This is a genomic window from Pseudomonas sp. GYB4201, from assembly GCF_056312595.1.
Genome location: NZ_JBWGIG010000007.1, coordinates 34,193 through 53,270 on the forward strand (window position 1 = coordinate 34,193; position 19,078 = coordinate 53,270).

At 55.7% G+C, this 19,078-nt stretch carries 18 protein-coding genes and 4 pseudogenes; 14 read left to right on the forward strand and 8 right to left on the reverse strand.

Translation table 11 applies throughout. The annotated features are described in order from the left end of the window. Positions 1-80: 80 nt before the first annotated feature. A complete protein-coding gene (locus AC0Z2B_RS08440; RefSeq protein WP_476295933.1) occupies positions 81-1,001 on the forward strand; it encodes a LysR family transcriptional regulator in 921 nt (306 codons plus the stop codon). Positions 1,002-1,034: 33 nt separating this feature from the next. Here AC0Z2B_RS08440 and AC0Z2B_RS08445 read toward each other — a convergent pair whose 3' ends face one another. Then, positions 1,035-2,138 (reverse strand): alkene reductase, encoded by a 1,104-nt coding sequence (locus tag AC0Z2B_RS08445; RefSeq protein ID WP_476295935.1) that lies wholly within the window; start codon positions 2,136-2,138, stop codon positions 1,035-1,037. A gap of 237 nt (positions 2,139-2,375) precedes the next feature. Between AC0Z2B_RS08445 and AC0Z2B_RS08450 the strand changes: the two genes are divergently transcribed. Together AC0Z2B_RS08450 and AC0Z2B_RS08455 are read left to right on the forward strand one after the other, a co-directional pair. Next, positions 2,376-2,819 (forward strand): nuclear transport factor 2 family protein, encoded by a 444-nt coding sequence (locus tag AC0Z2B_RS08450; RefSeq protein ID WP_476295937.1) that lies wholly within the window; start codon positions 2,376-2,378, stop codon positions 2,817-2,819. Between the two features lie 56 nt (positions 2,820-2,875). Continuing rightward, complete coding sequence (locus AC0Z2B_RS08455) at positions 2,876-3,520, forward strand: DUF2268 domain-containing putative Zn-dependent protease (RefSeq protein WP_476295939.1); 645 nt, start codon at positions 2,876-2,878, stop codon at positions 3,518-3,520. A gap of 40 nt (positions 3,521-3,560) precedes the next feature. Here the strand turns inward: AC0Z2B_RS08455 and AC0Z2B_RS08460 are convergent. Beyond that, positions 3,561-3,701 (reverse strand): annotated as a pseudogene (locus AC0Z2B_RS08460) (IS3 family transposase); the annotation flags it as partial. 133 nt (positions 3,702-3,834) lie between these two features. On the opposite strand from AC0Z2B_RS08460, the gene AC0Z2B_RS08465 reads away from it, so the two are divergent. From AC0Z2B_RS08465 to AC0Z2B_RS08505, 9 genes and pseudogenes are all read left to right on the forward strand, one after another. Continuing rightward, positions 3,835-4,968, forward strand: a complete 1,134-nt coding sequence (locus AC0Z2B_RS08465) for a nucleoid-associated protein (protein ID WP_476295941.1) — start codon at positions 3,835-3,837, stop codon at positions 4,966-4,968. 3 nt (positions 4,969-4,971) lie between these two features. Further along, on the forward strand, positions 4,972-6,012 hold the full coding sequence (locus AC0Z2B_RS08470; RefSeq protein ID WP_476295943.1) for a hypothetical protein: 1,041 nt from the start codon (positions 4,972-4,974) through the stop codon (positions 6,010-6,012). Between the two features lie 317 nt (positions 6,013-6,329). Beyond that, entirely contained in the window at positions 6,330-7,763 is a 1,434-nt protein-coding gene (locus AC0Z2B_RS08475) for a hypothetical protein (protein WP_476295945.1), read from the forward strand. Between the two features lie 5 nt (positions 7,764-7,768). Then, positions 7,769-8,245 carry a GNAT family N-acetyltransferase gene (locus tag AC0Z2B_RS08480; RefSeq protein WP_476295946.1) on the forward strand — a complete coding sequence of 159 codons (477 nt, stop codon included), beginning with the start codon at positions 7,769-7,771 and terminating at the stop codon, positions 8,243-8,245. A 177-nt stretch (positions 8,246-8,422) separates the two neighbouring features. Continuing rightward, positions 8,423-8,932, forward strand: a pseudogene (locus AC0Z2B_RS08485) (IS3 family transposase); the annotation flags it as partial. 25 nt (positions 8,933-8,957) lie between these two features. Further along, positions 8,958-9,888, forward strand: a pseudogene (locus tag AC0Z2B_RS08490) (DinB/UmuC family translesion DNA polymerase); the annotation flags it as partial. Positions 9,889-10,091: 203 nt separating this feature from the next. After that, a complete protein-coding gene (locus tag AC0Z2B_RS08495) occupies positions 10,092-10,625 on the forward strand; it encodes a hypothetical protein (protein ID WP_476295948.1) in 534 nt (177 codons plus the stop codon). Further along, positions 10,618-11,169 carry a hypothetical protein gene (locus AC0Z2B_RS08500; RefSeq protein ID WP_476295950.1) on the forward strand — a complete coding sequence of 184 codons (552 nt, stop codon included), beginning with the start codon at positions 10,618-10,620 and terminating at the stop codon, positions 11,167-11,169. The genes AC0Z2B_RS08495 and AC0Z2B_RS08500 overlap by 8 nt, the downstream gene beginning before the upstream one ends. A 170-nt stretch (positions 11,170-11,339) precedes the next feature. Continuing rightward, positions 11,340-11,832, forward strand: a pseudogene (locus AC0Z2B_RS08505) (transposase); the annotation flags it as partial. A gap of 12 nt (positions 11,833-11,844) precedes the next feature. On the opposite strand, the gene AC0Z2B_RS08510 reads toward AC0Z2B_RS08505, so the two are convergent. The 4 genes from AC0Z2B_RS08510 to AC0Z2B_RS08525 form a co-directional block, all read right to left on the reverse strand. Beyond that, positions 11,845-12,606: a hypothetical protein gene (locus AC0Z2B_RS08510; RefSeq protein WP_476295952.1), complete on the reverse strand. Its 762-nt coding sequence runs from the start codon at positions 12,604-12,606 to the stop codon at positions 11,845-11,847. An 88-nt stretch (positions 12,607-12,694) separates the two neighbouring features. Continuing rightward, positions 12,695-13,471, reverse strand: a complete 777-nt coding sequence (locus AC0Z2B_RS08515) for a hypothetical protein (protein ID WP_476295954.1) — start codon at positions 13,469-13,471, stop codon at positions 12,695-12,697. Positions 13,472-14,235: 764 nt separating this feature from the next. Continuing rightward, on the reverse strand, positions 14,236-14,490 hold the full coding sequence (locus tag AC0Z2B_RS08520) for a DUF3077 domain-containing protein (protein ID WP_476295956.1): 255 nt from the start codon (positions 14,488-14,490) through the stop codon (positions 14,236-14,238). 534 nt (positions 14,491-15,024) lie between these two features. Further along, on the reverse strand, positions 15,025-15,456 hold the full coding sequence (locus AC0Z2B_RS08525) for a hypothetical protein (protein ID WP_476295958.1): 432 nt from the start codon (positions 15,454-15,456) through the stop codon (positions 15,025-15,027). Positions 15,457-15,525: 69 nt separating this feature from the next. Between AC0Z2B_RS08525 and AC0Z2B_RS08530 the strand changes: the two genes are divergently transcribed. Then, entirely contained in the window at positions 15,526-15,681 is a 156-nt protein-coding gene (locus AC0Z2B_RS08530) for a hypothetical protein (RefSeq protein WP_476295960.1), read from the forward strand. Here AC0Z2B_RS08530 and AC0Z2B_RS08535 read toward each other — a convergent pair whose 3' ends face one another. Both AC0Z2B_RS08535 and AC0Z2B_RS08540 read right to left on the reverse strand, forming a co-directional pair. Continuing rightward, entirely contained in the window at positions 15,682-16,140 is a 459-nt protein-coding gene (locus tag AC0Z2B_RS08535; RefSeq protein WP_476295962.1) for a hypothetical protein, read from the reverse strand. A 165-nt stretch (positions 16,141-16,305) separates the two neighbouring features. Continuing rightward, complete coding sequence (locus AC0Z2B_RS08540; RefSeq protein WP_476295964.1) at positions 16,306-17,097, reverse strand: NYN domain-containing protein; 792 nt, start codon at positions 17,095-17,097, stop codon at positions 16,306-16,308. 261 nt (positions 17,098-17,358) lie between these two features. Here AC0Z2B_RS08540 and AC0Z2B_RS08545 point away from each other — a divergent pair, with 261 nt between their 5' ends. Further along, positions 17,359-19,068, forward strand: coding sequence for a ShlB/FhaC/HecB family hemolysin secretion/activation protein (locus tag AC0Z2B_RS08545; RefSeq protein WP_476295966.1), 1,710 nt, complete (start codon positions 17,359-17,361; stop codon positions 19,066-19,068). The last annotated feature ends 10 nt before the right edge of the window (positions 19,069-19,078 follow it).

Here is a 19,078-nt window from a genome sequence, read left to right on the forward strand (position 1 = left end):
CAAAGGCCGCGTCCACGATTAGTGTATGATTCGGCGCTTCAGACGGCAAAAACCTGCCCATTGCAGCCTTGGATTCCACAATGCCCACCCCAAGCTTCGACGGTATCAGGGAGTTCGTGACCTGCGCCCGCACCCTCAGCTTCACCAATGCGGCCCTCGAGCTGGGCGTCACCAGCTCCGCCGTTGGCAAGAGCGTCACCCGCCTGGAAGCGCGCCTGGGCGTCAAGTTGCTGCACCGCAGCACCCGCCGGCTCATTCTCACCAACGAAGGCGAGGCCTACCTGGCCAGCTGCCAACGCGCCATGGACGCGTTGGCCGAGTCCGAGAGCTTCCTCACCACCGGCCAGCAGGAGCCCGTGGGCCGGCTGCGCGTCGACCTGCCCGCCGCCTTCGGCCGCCGGCACATCGTGCCAACCCTGATCGCGCTGTCGGTGCGCTACCAGCAACTGGACCTGTCGGTGAGCTTCAGCGAGCGCCTGGTCGACATCATCAACGACGGCGTCGACTTGGTGGTGAGGATCGGCAACCTCAAGGACGACGGGGAAATTGTCGCGCGCAAGCTGGGCAGTCAAAGCCTGCTGATCTGCGCCACCCCCGACTACCTGGCCCGGCGCGGCACGCCCCAGGTCGCCGAGGACCTGCTGCACCACGACTGCATCGTCGGCTGGCGCAACGGCACCCGCAAAACCTGGATGCTGCTGCAGCCCAACGGCAACGTGGTGGAGCAGGAAGTGTGCGTGAAGCACGAGATGGGTGACGGCGAGATGCTGCTGGACATGACCCTGGCCGGCGGCGGGCTGGCGCAGCTGCCCACCTGGCTGGTGCAGGACTTCATCGACCAGGGCCGGCTGGTGCCGGTGCTCGACGCCTATGCCGGCGCCGAAATGCCGATCAACGTGCTCTGGCCGCGCACCCGCTACATCCAGCCCAAAGTGCGGATGATCGTCGATGAGCTGGTGGCGCTGTCCCGGCGCGAGGCGAAGGTGTTTCGCCCGGATTGATCAAGGGCCTGTACAGAACAGGCCCCCGGTTGTTTACTCCGCTGCCGAATAGACCGGATAGTCCACATAGCCTTTGGCACCACTTTTGCCGTAGAACGTGGCGCGGTCCGGCGTCGCCAGCGGCCAGTCGTTGCGCAGGCGCTCAACCAGGTCCGGGTTAGCAATAAACGGCCGGCCGAAGGCCGTCAGGTCAAGCTCACCCGTCTCCAGCGCCCGCTGCGCCGAGTCCCGCGCAAACCCACCGGCAGCAATCAACGTGCCCTGGTACGACGCGCGGAACGTGCGGGCAAAGCCCTCCGGCATGCCCTCGGCACCAATGGTCAACTGGTCGCTAAGGTGCACATAGGCGATGTCGCGCTGCTGCAGCGCCTTGGCCACCTGCACCCAGGTCTCGGCCTCATCCTCGAACGCGGCCATGTCGAACAGCCGGCCAAACGGCGAAATACGCACGCCGACCTTGCCCCGGCCAATGGCCCCGGCTACCGCATCAACGGTCTCCAGCAACAGCCGCAGGCGGTTCTCGATCGAGCCACCGTACTCATCCGTGCGGTCGTTCACCGTAGGGTTGATGAACTGCTCGAACAGATAGCCGTTGGCGCCATGAATCTCCACGCCATCAAAGCCCGCCTCGATAGCGCGCCGCGCCGCCAGCACAAAGTCGCCAACCACGCCCTTGACCTCAGCCGTCGTCAACGCCCGCGGCACCGACGCCTGCACCGGCCCCGGCTGCCCGGCCTCGTCATAGGCATACGCCATGGAATGGGCCGCCTGCTTGCCGCTGGCCGACACCGGCGCCTCGCCCTCGGCCTGCAACGTGGTGTGCGACACACGCCCCACATGCCACAGCTGCGCAAAAATCCTGCCGCCCTCGGCATGCACCGCAGCGGTCACCGTCCTCCAGCCGTCCACCTGCGCCTGGGTATACAGCCCCGGGTTGAACAGATAGCCGCGGCCCTGCAACGACACCGGCACGCCCTCACTGATAATCAGCCCGGCGCTGGCGCGCTGGCGGTAATAGCGCTCGGTAAGCTCATCGGGCACCGTCGTCACGGCGCGGGCCCGGGTCATGGGCGCCATGACCACGCGGTTCTTCAGCTGGGTACCAGCCAAGGTGTACGGCGAAAACAAAATACTCATTGGGGTCTCTCAAGTGAAGCGCTGCGATGCGCTGACCCTGGCCACCATACGCACAAACAATGCGCAGATAACCGGGCTCCAAGGCCAAGCAGTCTGGAATGCGCGTCCAGAATCGCCCGGCACACTTCATCCTCCGGGGCTCAAGTGCCTGGAATCCAACCCGGATTATCTTTCCCCTGCGCGGGGTTACAGTGATCACCATCGAGCGTTGCTCGCATCAAACAGAGGTCAAACACGATGGACTCCACACTCAAGGCACTGCTCGACCGCGAGGCAATTCGCAACCTGCGCACCCTGTATGCCCACCACCTGGACAGCAACAACATCGCCCAGCTCGACCAGGTGTTCACCCAGGATGCAGTAGTGGAGGTGACGGTTGGCCGAATGGAAGGGCTTGACGCCATTCGCGCCGGCTTGACGGACGCGTTCGCGCTGTACGACCGCGATCATCGGGGCAGCTACCCATTCCTGCACGTGATCGCCAACCACTGGATCAACGTCACCGGGCCGGATACGGCAGAGGGGCGCTGTTACCTGGTGGATTTCGAGACGGCCAGGAAGCCTGATCAGAACCCGTTGCTGCTGCTGGGGGTGTATGCGGATGAGTACCGGCGGGTGGCGGGGAAGTGGCGGATCAGTTGGACGCGGTTGGAGGTTGTTTGGCCGGGGAGTGGGGAGTAGGGGCCCGTTAATGACGGTATGCTGCCAGGCTTACTCGTCAAGGACAGTACACAGGAATGGCATCCCTAGATCTTCACTTCATAGACGCCCGCGGCCTACTGGCCGACCACCGCGACTGGCTTCACGCGCGCCTGACAGCCACCCACCACAATGCGAGCGCGTTGCTCCCGCTGGGCCCGCTGGATGTGATCGTGAAAGCCGGCAGCCAGGTTATTCCTGAAAAGGGGCACCTGGGATACGCGCCTGAGCCTGGGCTGATCTATTTGACTGTCGACCCAGCGAGTGACGTTTTCAGGGCGAATGAAAATGCCTCGCTGGAACGGATGTTTGCGCATGAACTTCACCATGCGGCGCGTTGGGATGGGCCGGGGTATGGAGCGTCGTTAGGGCAGGTTCTAGTTTCCGAGGGGCTTGCGGGTGTGTTTGCGCAGGAGGTGTGGGGTGGTTGTCCTGAGCCGTGGGAGCGGCTTGATGTGGGGGTTGTACGGCGGTATGTCGATATGCCGGCGGCCTGCTGGGACCGGGAGGACTATGGGCATGGGGCGTGGTTTTTTGGGGTGGGTGAGTTGCCTAGGTGGTTGGGGTATTCGCTTGGGGTTGGGTTGGTGAGGCGGTTTTTGCGGGAGCATGAGGGGGGGAGTGCGGCGGGGCTTGTGGGGGTGGAGGCGGGGGTGTTTCGGAGTGGGCTTGGGAGTATTTGATGGGCGTGGGTTCGGCGGGGGTATTTGCCGGATGTAGTGGTCAACTGATCCCGGACCCTGAATTGAGTTTTTCCTCTGCGACCGCAGGCGGTAGCCCTTCGTTGAATTGATGCGGTCGCCGCCAGTTGTACCGCTCCATCAAAAACCGACTGATAGACAGAAATACTGGTTGTGCATACAGTTAAAAATGACTACATAAGCCTCTGTGTACAGCTAGTTGGTGAAGGATTCGAACACGCAGAAAAATCGCTATTTGCTCGTCAGTGCTGAGTCTCGTAATCTCACATTGATATTACTGAAATGGAATCCAGCCTGTGATCACACTCAAAACTGCCATCATCCACAGCTTCAAGAAGGCTGCCCATACAGAGCTCGTTTCTGACGTGGTGAAGAAGGACGTTGTGCTCGATACTCTAAACCCGGCCTTAGGATCCCTTGTCGAAGGGATCAACGGTCTGATCGGGAAAGAAGGTAACAGTGTGGTCTACGGGCAATTTGCTGACGATGGTCGGCAGGGTCCGTTTCCGGAACGCTTTAGTACCTTTGTTGGTGTCTGTGATGAAGAGGCTGAATTTGTCGCACTGACGCATTTGGCCATGGATCAGCTCGTTGAGCAGGCAAAAGACCAAATCCTGGCTACAGGTGGTCATATTTTGTGTGCGCAATACACCTCAGGTGCGGCTGACTTCTTTCTAGTCGCTAGCATTAAGCAGCGAGGCGGTATTCAGCTCGATGAGAACTATGTGCCGAAAGCCATTCAAGAAGTGGATTTGAAGACCGTGCAGCAGGCGGCCAGGATCAACTTGATGAAATTCGCCTCAGTCACGGCGCCTGTAGTGCCCGCTGGGGCCGGAGAACTACTAGCAAAGGTGGACGACGACGAAGAGGTTGACTCTACCTACTTATGTTTCATTAGCCGTGGTCGAGATAGTCAGGCTTCTGATTACTTTATTTCTGCTTTGGGGTGCGCCAAAGGCGTCGCATCCGGGCGAGCCACCAAAAATGCTATCGACTACGTAGGCCGCTTTTTCCGTAACAAGAAGGAGCTAAAGCCCTTTGCCTACAAGGCGAAAGAGGCGGTTGTCCGGTATTTGCAGGATCGGATGAAAGACGGTAAATCCGCCCGATTAGATGCAATCTGTCATGCAGCCGTACAGCACGTGCCGCCTGAACTCGTTGACGAAATTTCTGGGCTGAAAGACTATCTTAACGATGAAAAACATCGAGTTCCCGAAGATTTCACGGTTAATCCAAAATCGCTGAAAGAAAAAACAAGAATCAAAGGCGAAGCTGCTAGTTGGTCCCTTCAATTTGAGCGTGGTGCCTTGGGCACGGAGGGGGCTTCCGATGTTTTTTATGACGAGGGCCGGAAGAAACTGATTTTATCAAACATAAGTCAGGAATTGGTTGATCTTATCGAAAAAGAACTCCAGGCCAGGGACGCATAAATTATGTTTTCCAACGTCGTGGCCCTCTACCGAGCAATGGGAGCACCAGCTATCGAAGCTGGGGTCGCTTCCTATGAAGGAGCGAGTACTCCTGAACTCACTGCGGCGCTAGACTCATGTAAAGATCTGCAATCAAAATTCGGTAAAATCCAGCATTACGAAATACTCGACGGGGGCGTCGTAGAGCTAGAGCTACGTCTACCTATGAATGAGTCAGGGCGTTTTTACGCGAATGTTCGTGACCTGGCACGCAATGGGTCGTTGGGCAAAGGGCAGTTTCCACAGAATGTGTATGTAATTGATTTATGTTGGGCAGATTTCGATTCGATTGAACCTGCAAAAATTAAAGAGCTTAAGCGTGTGTGCAGACTGATTGAGCTTCTTGCATTGCTGGCAATCGGCGTGGACAAGGATAGTAGCCTAGACAGTTATAATCTGTTCTTCGCCTTGCCCCCGGACGGCCCCAAGCCTCCTCGAACGTTCCTGTTACCGACACAAGTTGATGAACACATATTAGGTTTTGAACTCAGGCACATGAGTTTGCTTGAGGAGATCCTCAACCGCAAAAATGAAAACAAGGCGCACCTATCTGAACGCAAACTGATGATTCAGATGGCAATTGCTAGCGTAATTGAGAGATTTGAAAGCGAACCTAGCCATTTTTTAGTGGTTGTTCGCGAATGGAATGAAGTCCTTGCTACTTACCGTGCCAATTTGCAAACATACGTTTACAGTTTTTCATTCGAAAAAGCCCGGAGAGAGTTGGCTCAGGCGGAAATTGACTATGGGGCAAAGCTCAGCGGTGTACTGGGAGACATTGCGGGGAAAATGCTGGCGCTTCCGGTTTCTTTTGCTGGCTGGGTAGTGTTGAAAAATACTAGCTCTATGTTTGAAAGTTTTGTTCTTGTGCTTGGCCTCGTCGTTGTGTCGCTGGTTTTGCTTGCGATACTGCACAATCAAATACTTCAGACAAATCGACTACTACATAGCTTTAATATCGTTTTCGACGACTTCAAAGACAAAATAAAAAACTTACCCGCCTAAGCTCCAAGGCTTGTTAAGGACCACAATCAGCCAGGTCGAGACCCAAGGCCGCACTCTGCGGTGCACTTTCTTAATGCTACAATTGCTGGCAATACTGCCTGCATTAGGGGCGGTGTTGGTGGCTCTAGTAAAATGTTGGGGAGCGGTCTCTCCGATATTTAAGATCGCACTATCGGTAGCTTTCTCTATTCCAAACTTCGATCCTGTCTTTCTAAGCCCGTAATCAATTGGGGTCTCAGGGCGCGGCGGGGCAGATAAAGTGTTACAAATATGCTTGCATTCAAGGATGTCAAACTTAAAGCCTGGACTTTGAATCGATGAACAACATCATACCTACGCAAAGCTTAAACAGCCTTATCGATCCGCAGGCACAGCGTCTAGTGGATTTCCTACGTGATATGGGTCTTCCTCACGAAAACATAATGGCCGAACCGGCCGAACGGTCTATCATTGCTAGCAACCTTCCCGGCTACCTGCAATCTTTGCCGGCTGAGGTGAAGCGCGACGCCCGCTACCTATCGAAATTTGTAATAGGCGCTGGCTCTGGTCTCTTCGACTATGCACTGAACGCTATCTGGAATGAGGTCGTAATAGATCTCCGCAAAAAGGCAGCACTTTACGGTCTTGATATTTTTTTCGATGCTGCTGTTGGTGGAAGCAAAACGCGCGAGTTTTACAAGACGGAAGACGATCTCGCTGCGCTGAAGGATGCGGTTCTGCTCGATACCTGCCGCAAGCTGGAGTTGATCTCAGACACGACCTACAAGAAGCTCAAGCATATTTTAGATATGCGTAACGATATAGGCATATCCCACCCAACTAACTACAACATTAACGCATTTGAGCTACTAGGTTGGCTGCAAACGTGCGTGCAGGACGTTTTGCACGATCGCCCGACCGAGGCGGCCCTCCAGGTTCAAGCGTTCATCGCAAACCTCAAAGGACATACTGTCCCAATCGATCTGGCTACGAAGCAGACCATTGAACGCCGCTTTACGGAATTGCCGAGCCATTTGTGTGGAAACCTGCTGCGAACTGTGTTTGGCATCTACGTAGCACCGGACACTGATCAGGGCGTACGCAAGAATATTGCTACTCTGGTGCCCGCACTTTGGAAAACATGTCCTGACGAACCACGATATCGACTCGGTATCGTGTTGGAGGGCTACAATACCAATCTGTACAAGGATAAATACGCGCTCGGAGATCAGTTCTTTGCGCTGGTGGGTGGCAATGCCTACCGTTCTGCCTCCGAGCGCCTTGTCATCGTAGATACTTTGATCACGGAACTACTAGACAAGCACAATGGCTGGGATAACTTCCATCATGAGGCCCCTGTAGCAGCCAATTTGTGGTCATATGTCCCAGATCAAAGCTCGATCTTTGACAATCTCGCTGCACGTCTGTTCAAGACGGTCCTGCTCTGTCGCATCGGTCGCGGCGTGTCTTTTAACGGTGGCGTATCGCCCGGCGGTAAACGCTATTACGACGCGATCCTGAACCTTGGCGGAGACAAGTTCGCGCCGCACATTATGGCTGCGTTCACCGATTACGAGATTTCGGGCCAACTCGGGCGCTCGATCTGCCGAACCCAAGCCAAGCAGGCATTGGAAGCCGCCCGGACAAATGTCATCAACCAGCGGCTGGTCGAGTGCATGACCTATCTAGTCGACCACATCGAAGCTAACCCTGGATGTGCGACGACTACCGATTTCAAACGGCTATCCGCCGATTACATACGCTGGAGCTAATAATAATGGGCTCTATGACAGATCCTTTACAAGCGCTCAATAGCTTCCAACAGGACGTGCGCAGGGGGCTTCCAGTAATTCCAACGGAAAAGTACAAGTCCACGTATGTAATTCGGGATGAGCTCAATGAAAAGGTGCGTTACACATACCTGAAAATTGAGCATGGCCGAGTGAAAGCAATTGCTATGTTTGTGACCGCCGGGTTCATCGAGGGAATTCCTTGCTTCCAAACTGGCTATGCCGTACCGGTCACTTACCGCAACAGGGGATGGGCAACGCAGATCCTCAAAGAGGGCATCGATGAGCTTCAGCAGGGCTTTTCGGCGCACGGGCATGGTGACTTTTACATAGAGGCGGTGGTAGGAATTGACAATATTGCTTCACAGCACGTGGCCCAAAAGGTGCTGGGTCAATCGGTGCCGACCACTGACGAACCGTCAGGGCAACCTGCTCTGACCTATCTGAGACGCATCGTCTGTTAACGGAAATAGCATTAACCATCTACAGGAAGGGTAGGAAGGGTATGCAAGGGCTCAGGGAAGTTAGCTGGAAAAAAGGTCAACGCGTAGCAGAAAGTAGATGGTCGAATCCATGCAATGACGTATCGATACGCCCTGGATTTTTCGCGGGAAAACGGAGGTGAAGTATGGACGTCGGAGGTCAGAGGCAAAAGCAAAGTGTCGGCGCCCAATCGGGTTTGGTGTGGTGATATCACCTATATCTGGGCGGGGACGCACTGGCTCTATCTGGCGGCTGTCCTCGATCTGTATGCCCGGCGGATCGTGGGTTGGGCCATCTCCAAAAGCCCCGATTCGGCATTGGCGTGCAAGGCATTGGAGCTGGCTTATCAGGCCAGCGGAATGCCAGACAAGGTCATGTTTCATTCGGATCAAGGCTGTCAGTACAGCAGTGAGCTGTTTCGCGACAAGCTTGAAGGATTCGGGATGAGGCAAAGCATGAGCCGGCGTGGAAACTGCTGGGATAATGCACCGATGGAGCGTTTTTTCAGCAGTCTGAAGTCAGAGTGGATACCCAAGAAAGGCTACCAGGACGAGGCAAAGGCCAGGCCGGATGTACTTCGCTACGTGATCCATCATTACAACCAGGTCCGGCTTCACAGCCATAACGAGTACCGCACGCCGGTGGAGCATGAAAGGCTGGCGGCGTAGCTCCTAAACAAATGTCCGGGATTGGTTGACCAGATCAAAGGGTAACCTCACCCAGTTCGGCTGCGGGTTCCGATCGAAGGTGCTGCAGTACACCGGTATCCCGGTAGGAGTTGGGATCGCTCGCACTAAGACGCTGGCGAAGCTGGCCAACCTTACCGCGAAGTGCTTCCAGGCTGAGACGGGAGGGGTGGTCGACATCTGCGATCCTTTCACGCGCGACTGGGTGATGCGTAACACCGAGGTGAACGAGCTGTGGGGCATCGACCGGCGGATGACTGCACACCTGCAGGGCGGGGGCATCAACAAGGCGATGGACCTGGCGAAAACCGACCTGCGGATGTTGCGTGAGAAGTTCAGCGTGGTGATGGACAAGACAGACCGCGAGTCAGCCGGCACGGTCTGCCTGTAGCCAAGCAGGAGTTCTACTGCAGCAGGATGTTCGGTAAGCGTCTGACGGAGCTTACGCCGATCAAGCAAGCGGTGGCCACTTATGCGGGGAGGGGGCCGAGAAGCTGCGCGTTCACGGCTCAGTGTGCAAGCGCATGCGCGTCAGCATCAGCACCGGTACGTCTAACCGCAACGAGCTGCATCATGCGCAGGGGCGACGGAGGAGCTGGCATACCCGACCAACGATACATTGCTGCTCACCTGGGCGGCGACAGATGCGGAGGAGCGCGTGTCCCAAGCTTGCTACCGCTATAGCAAAGCGGAGGTGCAGCTGCTCATTCTCAGGCAGCCAGGCGAATTCACGGACGACTTGTTCGCACTCAGCCAACCGGGCGTGCGAGCGACTGATGCCGGTTCTGGACGAGATCAATGGTCGATATGGCAGAGGAGGTCTGAGAGCCGGTGGCGTTCCTCGCACCGGACATCTTTGGAAAGCCTTCAGCTGTAGACTTCGGTCCTTACCTGAGCAAGCCCGCCATCTTCCTCAACGTTGTCATGATTGGCTGTAGGGCATAATGGTAGATCGGCCACTTTTGGTTGGTCGAAGACAGTCGTTGACTGGCGCTATGAAAAATTGGTATTCAAAACATCTATCAGGTCGCCTTGAAACGTTCGAAAGATGTGCTTGACTCACCAATTTTTGAAAGCTCCTGTACGCCAAACTGACTAAGGGCTAGAATCAGGAGTCATCATTTCACAAGACGAAACGACTATGGCCGACAAATTCGAAGAATTTATTAAGCAGCAGCAACAATCCAAAGGCTCTCAAGAAGGGGGGCTGAGTCTTGACCAAGAAAAAGAAATGTGGCTTGCCAAGATTAATGAGCTTTACGCGCTCGTTGATGAAAGTTTGGCGGAGTATACAGCTAGTGGTCAAGCAACAGTAAAATACTCGGACATTACTTTAACCGAAGAGTTGCTGGGTAGTTATACTGCTAAAAAAGCGCAGATTTTAATTGGTCGACAAGTAACCACGCTTACACCGGTAGGAACATTTCTGATAGGTGCCCGAGGGCGCGTAGACATGCAGGGACCGAAAGGCAATGTCAGATTTGTGATTGTCCCCCCAAATTCAAGCGCCCCGCGTGTAATAGTCACAATTGGCGATCAAAAAGCCCCTGAGACTCCTAGAGTTGCGCCGGAGGAATGGGTGTGGAAAATTGCATCTCCTCCGCCGAGAATCACTTACATTGCACTAGATATTAACTCGTTCCGGGAATCCCTTATGGGAGTGATAAATGGCTGAGCGCGTCAGCTTTTCCGCCCTCGAACAGAACCTTGAGCAAATCGCAATTCATCACGCCGATCTTGAGTCGGGGATTTACGAGTTTTTCTCCGGAGATTCGCCAGCTTTGGTGAGGCGCTATGCTGATGCTCTACGCGCGGAAGCAAGGGATAGATCACTGAAGGAGTTAGATTTTACTTCATCGTTGTCTGTGCTTTCATCAGTTGAAGCAACTATCAGATTGGATTATCTGAAACGTGTGTATGAGCGGTGGCGCGACCCTTTGAGTAAAAAAATGCGGGAGATTTACAAAGGCCAGGAAAATAAAGCACGACTCGTGGAAGATTTGCTTTCAGCCTGGAAAGCGACTGAAAATGTTAAGCAGCCGGTAGTTAGTGCTGTGATCGCAGCTTTTCGGTATAGAAATTGGCTGGCGCACGGGCGGTATTGGACTCCAAAACTTGGCAGGGCGTATGACTATCTGACTGTCTATGAGATAGCACAGGAATTCATAGAGATAGTTGAAAGCTACAATGATCAAGTTTCTCATGGAATGGGCCGATAAGAAATACCAGCGCTTGCCCATTCAAAAGTTACCTGGCCTCGAACAGTGCTGCTCCAGAGTGATGAGCGCCATCGGCACCTATTGGTCGAACATTGAGAGGTTGTCATGTAGTGGTCTAATGAAACCGGACACCCATTTAGGCGAGAATGCTCGCCATAGAGAGGTGTCTGATGACCAAGCAACGTCGTCCCTTTACCCCTGAGTTCAAGCGCGAGGCTGCATGCCTGGTGCTTGACCAAGGCTACAGCCATATCGAAGCCGCCCGTTCGCTCGGTTTGGTCGAATCGGCGCTTCGTCGATGGGTGAGCCAGCTTCAGCAAGAACGTGGCGGTGTTACTCCCACCAGCAAGGCTCTGACGCCAGAGCAGCAAAAAATCCAGGAACTCGAAGCCCGTATCAATCGGCTAGAACGGGAAAAATCGATCTTAAAAAAGGCCACCGCGCTCTTGATGGCCGAGGAACACGAGCGTTCGCGTTAATCGATCAACTGCGGGCTAAGAGCCTGTTGAGCTGTTGTGCTCGGTATTTGATGTCACCCGATCTTGCTACTACGCGTACTGCCGGAAACGTCGGTATCCGGATGCCGAACGAGTAGTCTTGCGTAGTCGCGTGAACGAGTTGTTTACGCAAAGCCGAAGCGCTGCGGGCAGCCGGAGCATCATTCACCTCAGTCAATCAACGAGCGGCTTTCCGATTGCTCATAAACTCTACCAGCTCCCGAACCACCTGATCGGCGGCAGCGTCATTGCTAAGTTCCAAGGCTCTGACCCTTCGGACTTCGACACCCTCATAGGTCAACGGAATTAGTCTTTTGTCCGCTTCTGCGGGGAGCTCTCGGTGATATGTGTCACCGTCGACCTCGATGATGAAGGTTAGTCCTTTGTAGATCACGACAAAGTCAGGTTCGAGCCGGTTGTAGCTCTTCCCGACCCTAACAAATACGGGCAGGGGGGCCACCGGAAGCTTTGCTCTGACCAGAGCGCTGAAAAGGATCAGTTCAGCTTTTGAGCGGAATAGGAGTCCTTGGTGCTGCAGTGAAGCGATGTTGTCGCTGCGTACCCGCCCTTGGTTGGTCACCCCCTCACCTTTGACATACCGAAGCGCTTCATCCCGCCAACCATCGCGGGCCTCGATCAGTTTCGGAGCCAAAGAGATTCGCTCCAATCCGTTTTTTGGAGAGGTCGCATAGAACGGTGCACACACCTCTGCAATCGCGACCTCAGTCGCCTCGCGCTCGCTTTCGGACATCGCGTAGTAGAGGGAAACAGGGAGGGTGATTATCAGTTCCCAGTAGTTGACCCCAAAATCCGAATTGATTACCTGAGCAGTGATGTCGCCGGCCACCAATACGGCAATGGCCCGGGCATCACCTCGTTGCTTGAGCGCTTCTACCGCGGAGGAAGCCAAATTTTCCAGGTCGAAAGGGTGAAACCACATATGGGTAATCGCCTCTTGGCAGTTTGCTTGTTGAGTAATGAAATCTGCCCTTCTGAGCTAATATCGTGTTCCTGGGATATCACCACGATTAAACAGGGCTTGGGAGCACCCGAAGCATTTCCCCAAGTAGCGAGTCAAGCGCACTACGGAAATCGACTTGGTGTTCAGTCGGCAGGTCTTCGGAACTTCTCATTGGGATATGCAAATGTCCATCTGCTACGTGGCGCAACGAGGTTTGGAGTTGCAGCATCTGGCTTTTAAACGATTTAGTTCCACCGTAACTGTTTGCGACTTCCGCGAAGGTTTTTAAGCCGAACACAGGTGGGACGTGGTCAGTTATCGCGCGCACTAACATCGCTGTTGCCATATGACAGTCCATCGCATGAACGTGGTTCAGCTCCTCTAACAGCCTGACGAGTCTGATGGGATCAAGGTTTCCTTTCGGAAGCGCTCTGAATGCCTCGATTCTAACTGAATTTACATAGGTTTTTCCCGTGCTGGGTACGGCTTTGAGCGCTAATTGTTTGCTAGTTTCCTCACGATTCAGCGCTTCAAGAAAAAGTTGAGCTGTATCAGTTTTTACTCTATGCAGAGCATCAAACGCGCCACCATTAGCGTTGGTGCCGTGACTTAAGGTGCTGAGCCTTACCAGGATGAAGACTGCTCTCTGGAAGGCATGGACTCTTTTTGGCCCTAGGTCTTCACGCAAAGATGATTGGAGTTTGTCTCCGTCGAGGCAAGCTACGCCAACTGAGCGAATAGCGTCAAATACTGAAGTGGTCCGATTACTTGTACGGATTGCTTCAAGCTGGGCAGTGGCGTCATCCACCATTTGACCGAGTTCAAGATAGAAGTTGCTTTTCAAGACTGCTCCTTGCAAGTGCTCGCGTTACTTTTTATCTAAGAAATTGTCTATTGCGTAACTGCGCCAAAGCCGTATTTTTCAGCTTGAGGCGTTTTTCCCTGGAGGTCGCCCCCTGTACCCACTAGCCATTGTAAATGGTTACGTCACCGTCCCGGCAGTGGTCATGCGTGCATCATCGATGCTAAAGCTCCGAATTTTACCAAATTCAGTGCAGATCCACCACGTATCGATTTCGGTGCACCGGTCAGATCCCCGAGAGCAGCCGCAGCCACACGCCATTCTTCTATATGTTTCCTTGCATCAATGCTGTGAGGCCACTATGCGGGTGGGGCGGCATGGCTAGTATCGTAGGCACATGAAAGCAAAACCTGCGTTGACAACCAGCATATTACTAGTATGCGGAGGTCGTGGGCAGATGTACTTTTTTGCCGATAGGCTGTGAAGAAATTTCTTCAAACAGCGCACGGCCGGGCGTTACAGCTGCCATGGCACCGCGCCGATGGCGCGGCTGTTTTTTCTAGTGATGCCTCAGAAATGTCGCGGTTGGACAGCGTCCTAACCTAACCTTATAGGGGCGAATCGCTGAGGGAGGATCTGTCTTGAAAAAGGCGGTGGGGATGGGAGTGGCTGATGTTAGTCATTGGACTAAACGCTAACACCGAGACAGCACCATCCACGGCATGACGATAAGACTTTTACTAGTTCATGCGCCCTGATATTTCAAGGCACATGGGATTGGAGAACCGAATACAATTCCAGGCGCGCTATTTCACCGCAATCAACGCATCCACCAACCCCTTAGCCCCTTCAATATGATGCAAAGCTGACCAAACCAACCCCTTCGAGCGCCCATCCCCATCGGTCAGCTCATAAGCCGCCTCATGCGCGCATCTCAACAAATGCGACAAATGACACAGCGCATCATCCAGGCTTATCCCAGGGTTCACACTAAAAAACGGCTGCTGCCGGGAGTCCACCATCCCGAAAGCCAGGCTGGTTGTTTCCAATTCGTCACTCACGATCAAAGTCCCTATGAAGATAACCCGTGTGGCTAGCCAGCAAGGCACAGCCACGGAAATTGCTTACGACGTCAGGCATGGCTGCGTTCAAAGCACGCCAGGCCAGAAAGCATAATTGGGGGAGAAGGGCACAGCGAGGCGGATCGGGTGTTGGTTTGACCATGGTGAAGCTCCAGATGAGTTAACGGAGCTGCCATCCATTGTGACCAAACGAATGGGTGGCAGCTGTGCGAGGGTTGGTCAACCGGTCATCTGGGAACCCGGCGCATCCGAGGATGCCCCGCGCACAGCTGCCATAAAACATCATGCAAGCTAGGTAGCGAGCATGGTTATGGCGGCGCTGAACGCCTCCAGTTGAACGGGTGACCAAACCCGGCCGCGGTGTAAGCGGCGAGGGGAGGGTAGTTACCTGTCCAGATGGGCGCAAGCGCGAAAATGTAAGCGATTTATTCCATTATCGCAGAATTTGTAGGACGTTTCTGAGGACAGTTCCGACAGTTGTATTTCCAGGTGTGTGCGTATTTTTTAGAGGGATCACGCCCTTGGCGCCTTGTGCCGAGCATATGCCGCAGTATTCGCGCTTGTCGGCCGCCTGCGCACGTCATTTCGAGACTCATCCTGCATGGCATCGACATCTAAAGCCTGGGAGATCGACTTCATACCCTCCACAAACGCTTTAGAGAAGTCCCGGGCGGGAATGTACCTGGGTACCACAACCTGAAGGCGTCGAAAATCATCGTGCTCCTGGAGCAATTCAAGATAGCGGCGCAGCCGTTCAGGCGCGGTTGTTTTTCGACTCAGGTGCTTCTTGAGCCGTTCTTCAGCCTGCATGATCTCTTCAGGGGTATCAGTCGTATCTTCAAACTCGAGTGCATGAATCTCTCGGGCAAGGCGCTTCTGCGACCAGCCCAGCCGACTAATCAGTCCGTGAATTTCATTTTGCAACGTCTCCGTTTCTGTCCCCATTTGTCCCTAGGCACCTCCGTAATGTTCGAGTCGTCCCACCGGGGACATCAACCCTATAGGAAACTGAAAATGAGCAAAATGACCAAAGCCGACGCTTCGCGTATTCAATCGGGCGCTGCAACTACGCGAGGTGGAAAAACCGATTCCGACTCTTTTGCGGCTCGTGCTCAAAGCGCCGCCGACAAAAATGTGAATGCTTCGAAAGGGGGCAACGGGAAAAAGTGATCACCATGGATAGGATGACGATGTCCTAGCCGCCTTGCACTGCCTGGCAGCCGATGCAAAGGTTGTCAGGTAGTGCATGCGGTCTTCATTGAAGTCTTTGACCTTCAGGGTTTTTTGCACTTGCTCCAGCGCGCAGACGCAATCGTCACGCTTGCCCTCATACGCCGATACGGCGATCGGGCGTTCAGACGAGTTCAAGCACATGTCCACGATCGCGTATTCGCTACGTATCGAGTATCGCTCGGGTACAAAATGGTGTCTCACCTCTACCGTACCAACTACACCTAAGCTGAATGCGACCACTGCAGCGCTGACTGCCTTCTTTACCTTTCGGTATTTGAAGCCCGACATAGGCTTCTGACATTTACTGCATTCTAAAGTCGCTTCGCATCGCAATTGGTTGGCCGTCGAGCAGTGCGGGCAATCAATTTCTAGCGCTAAGCCCTGTGGCAGATCCATCGATGTACTTCACTCCATATTGGCTTTCCATCATACCGTACAGCGCTAAATGCTCTCTACGGCTTGAGCCTGCGGGTGTGTCGGAGTGCCGCCTGAATAGACCAAATGGGAAGGTAGAAGGTGGAGTACAGATGTACTCCATGTCCAATGAGGTGTTCAACTCGATCACTTACTCGGCACCTTATGCCGCGCATACATCGTAGTAGCCCCCCCAGAACCACCCCGCCCCTGCAACTCAAACGCCTGCGGATAAGCCTTGATCAAGTCACTCAACTTCTTGAACCCATGAGTCCGAGGATCAAACTCCGGCCGCAGCTTGGTGATGTTCGTGCCCAGGGCACCCAACTGCGCCCAGCCATCCTCATCGGCAATGTCATCCAGGATCTTGGTAATGAAACTGATCGGCGCCTTGGGCTTCTTGGGTTTTTCCGCGGCAACCGTCCTGGCTGCATCCGGCACAACGGCTGACTCAACCGATGGTTCCGGGCTCGGCGCTGGCGCCACTTCATCACGCAGCAGCTCGATATAGATGAACTTGTCGCAAGCCGCCACGAACGGCTTGGGCGTTTTTTCCTCGCCGAAGCCGTACACGGTCAAGCCTTCTTCGCGCAGCCGCGAGGCCAGGCGGGTGAAGTCGCTGTCGCTGGACACCAGGCAGAAGCCGTCGAAGCGCCGGGTGTAGAGCAGGTCCATGGCGTCGATGATGAGCGAGCTGTCGGTGGCGTTCTTGCCCTTGGTGTAGGCGAACTGCTGGATGGGCTGGATGGAATGGTCGAGCAGCACTTTCTTCCAGCCGCCCAGTTGGGGGCCGGTCCAGTCACCGTAGATGCGTTTGACGCTGGCAACACCATATTTGGCGATTTCCTCGAAGAGGCCTTCGACGATGGCGGCTGGGGCGTTGTCGGCGTCGATCAGCACGGCCAGGTGTTTCTGGGTGGTGGTTGCGTGGGTGGCCATTGGGCGTCCTGGATGGCGTGGGGGCTGTGGGTACAGTACACCATGGGGGCGTGTGGTGATGCGGGTGGCCAGCGCAGCCTTCGGCAGCGGCTACGGGGTTGGGTGCAGGGTGAAATCTGGGGGGGGAGGGCACGCAATCAGGATGACAAACCTGAGTTTTTGTTAATTTGACGCCAAAATGATGGCACTTCAATATCGCGGCCTCTGCAAATGTAAGCAATTGTAAAAAATTGCGATACACACACCCAAGGACGCGATTCAATGTGGTCAAGGACGCCTGCCGCTCGGCTTGCTGTTGTGCTGTGCCTGGCTGTCGCCATACCGCTGGCGCACGCTGCCAGCCCCAACCCTAGCCCCGGCGACCAGGACCTGATCCGCGACCGCCAGGACCGCCTGCTCGAAGAACAGCGCAAGCGCCTGGACGACCTGCAGAACCTGCCCCCGCCTGCGCCAGCCCCCGCAGCCCCGGCGGCGCCGGCCAGCAGCCGCTGTTTCCAGATCGATACCATCGAGCTCAAAGGCGCCGAGCATTTGCCTGATGGCCAGCGTCTGGTGAATCCCTACCTGCACCAATGCCTGGGCGTGGCCCAACTCAACGACGTGCTCAAGGTCATCACCGACCGCTACATCGCCCTGGGCCTGGTGACCAGCCGCGCCTACCTGCCGCCCCAGGACCTGGCCAAGGGGCATTTGACCGTGCAGGTCATCGAGGGCCACCTGCAAAGCCTCAAGCCAGGGCAGGGCAGTGGCCTGTCCCAGCGCGAGCTGGACGTGGGCTTTCCCGGCCGCGCTGGGGATGTGCTCAACCTGCGCGAAGTGGAACAGTTGGTCGACCAGCTCAACCGCCTGCCCTCCAACCAGGCGCAGATGGCCCTGGTGCCCGGCGCCACGGTGGGCAGCACCGACGTGCAGGTCAACAACGCGCCGCAGAAACCCTGGCGGCTTTCGCTGTCGCGCAACAACGATGGCCAGAAAAGTACCGGCCAGCAGCAGTGGGGCTCGCGCCTGGACTGGGACAGCCCCCTGGGCCTGGCCGACCAGCTAAGCCTCAACGGCGGCCAGGACGCCCACCCCGATGATCCGCACAACAGCCACAACGCCGGCCTGAGCTACAACCTGCCGTACGGCTGGTGGAACTTCACCTACAGCTACAACCGCAGCGACTACCGCTCCCTGGCCCAGGCCAACGGTTTCGACTTCAAGCAAAGCGGCGACAGCACCACCCAGCAGTTCAAGGCCGAGCGCGTGGTGTACCGCGACGCCCTGAGCAAGACCTCCCTGAGCCTGGGCCTGTCGCACCTGGCCACCAACAACTACGTGGCCGGCAGCCGCCTGGACGGCAGCAGTAACCGCATCACCGAGCTGCAGTACGGCCTCAACCATGGCCGGCGCATTGGCGGCGCGTTTCTCAACCTGGACCTGGGCCTGCAGCAGGGCATCGGCGCCCTCGATGCCCAGGGCGACCACGACCCGGGCCCGGCCGACCCCACCGCACGCTACCGCAAGTACACCGCCACGCTCAGCTACCTGCAGCCGTTCAAGCTGTGGGGCGAGGCGTTGAGTTTCAGCAGCCTGGCCACCGGGCAGCACAGCGAGGACGTGCTGTTCAGCCCGCAGCGCATGAGCCTGGGCGGGCAGGCGTCGATTCGCGGCTACCAGGACGAATTCCTTACCGGCGACAGCGGCGGCTACTGGCGCAACGACCTGCGCTGGACGCGGCCCGTGGCCTGGGCCTGGCTGCAGCCGGTGTTCAGTGAATACGGCAGTGACATCGGCTACGACCAGGGCGTGATCAGCAACACCCAACACTCAGGCGACGAACATGGCCGGGTGTCCAGTGATTCGCTGGAACTGTTCGCCCGCGGCCAACACCTGACCCTGAGCGTCACCCTGGCCCATTCCCTGGAGCGCCCGGCGGTGCTCAGTGACCGCGAAGCGCCGGTGTATTTCCGCGTCGAATTCCTCCTTTAAAAACGCTTGC

What these genes read in the sequence shown, in the direction of transcription:
- AC0Z2B_RS08440 (WP_476295933.1), top strand. Translation starts at nt 81, where the DNA reads ATGCCCACCCCAAGCTTCGACGGTATCAGGGAGTTCGTGACCTGCGCC.
- AC0Z2B_RS08445 (WP_476295935.1), bottom strand. Translation starts at nt 2,138, where the DNA reads ATGAGTATTTTGTTTTCGCCGTACACCTTGGCTGGTACCCAGCTGAAG.
- AC0Z2B_RS08450 (WP_476295937.1), top strand. Translation starts at nt 2,376, where the DNA reads ATGGACTCCACACTCAAGGCACTGCTCGACCGCGAGGCAATTCGCAAC.
- AC0Z2B_RS08455 (WP_476295939.1), top strand. Translation starts at nt 2,876, where the DNA reads ATGGCATCCCTAGATCTTCACTTCATAGACGCCCGCGGCCTACTGGCC.
- AC0Z2B_RS08470 (WP_476295943.1), top strand. Translation starts at nt 4,972, where the DNA reads ATGTTTTCCAACGTCGTGGCCCTCTACCGAGCAATGGGAGCACCAGCT.
- AC0Z2B_RS08475 (WP_476295945.1), top strand. Translation starts at nt 6,330, where the DNA reads ATGAACAACATCATACCTACGCAAAGCTTAAACAGCCTTATCGATCCG.
- AC0Z2B_RS08480 (WP_476295946.1), top strand. Translation starts at nt 7,769, where the DNA reads ATGGGCTCTATGACAGATCCTTTACAAGCGCTCAATAGCTTCCAACAG.
- AC0Z2B_RS08495 (WP_476295948.1), top strand. Translation starts at nt 10,092, where the DNA reads ATGGCCGACAAATTCGAAGAATTTATTAAGCAGCAGCAACAATCCAAA.
- AC0Z2B_RS08500 (WP_476295950.1), top strand. Translation starts at nt 10,618, where the DNA reads ATGGCTGAGCGCGTCAGCTTTTCCGCCCTCGAACAGAACCTTGAGCAA.
- AC0Z2B_RS08510 (WP_476295952.1), bottom strand. Translation starts at nt 12,606, where the DNA reads ATGTGGTTTCACCCTTTCGACCTGGAAAATTTGGCTTCCTCCGCGGTA.
- AC0Z2B_RS08525 (WP_476295958.1), bottom strand. Translation starts at nt 15,456, where the DNA reads ATGGGGACAGAAACGGAGACGTTGCAAAATGAAATTCACGGACTGATT.
- AC0Z2B_RS08530 (WP_476295960.1), top strand. Translation starts at nt 15,526, where the DNA reads ATGAGCAAAATGACCAAAGCCGACGCTTCGCGTATTCAATCGGGCGCT.
- AC0Z2B_RS08535 (WP_476295962.1), bottom strand. Translation starts at nt 16,140, where the DNA reads ATGGATCTGCCACAGGGCTTAGCGCTAGAAATTGATTGCCCGCACTGC.
- AC0Z2B_RS08540 (WP_476295964.1), bottom strand. Translation starts at nt 17,097, where the DNA reads ATGGCCACCCACGCAACCACCACCCAGAAACACCTGGCCGTGCTGATC.
- AC0Z2B_RS08545 (WP_476295966.1), top strand. Translation starts at nt 17,359, where the DNA reads ATGTGGTCAAGGACGCCTGCCGCTCGGCTTGCTGTTGTGCTGTGCCTG.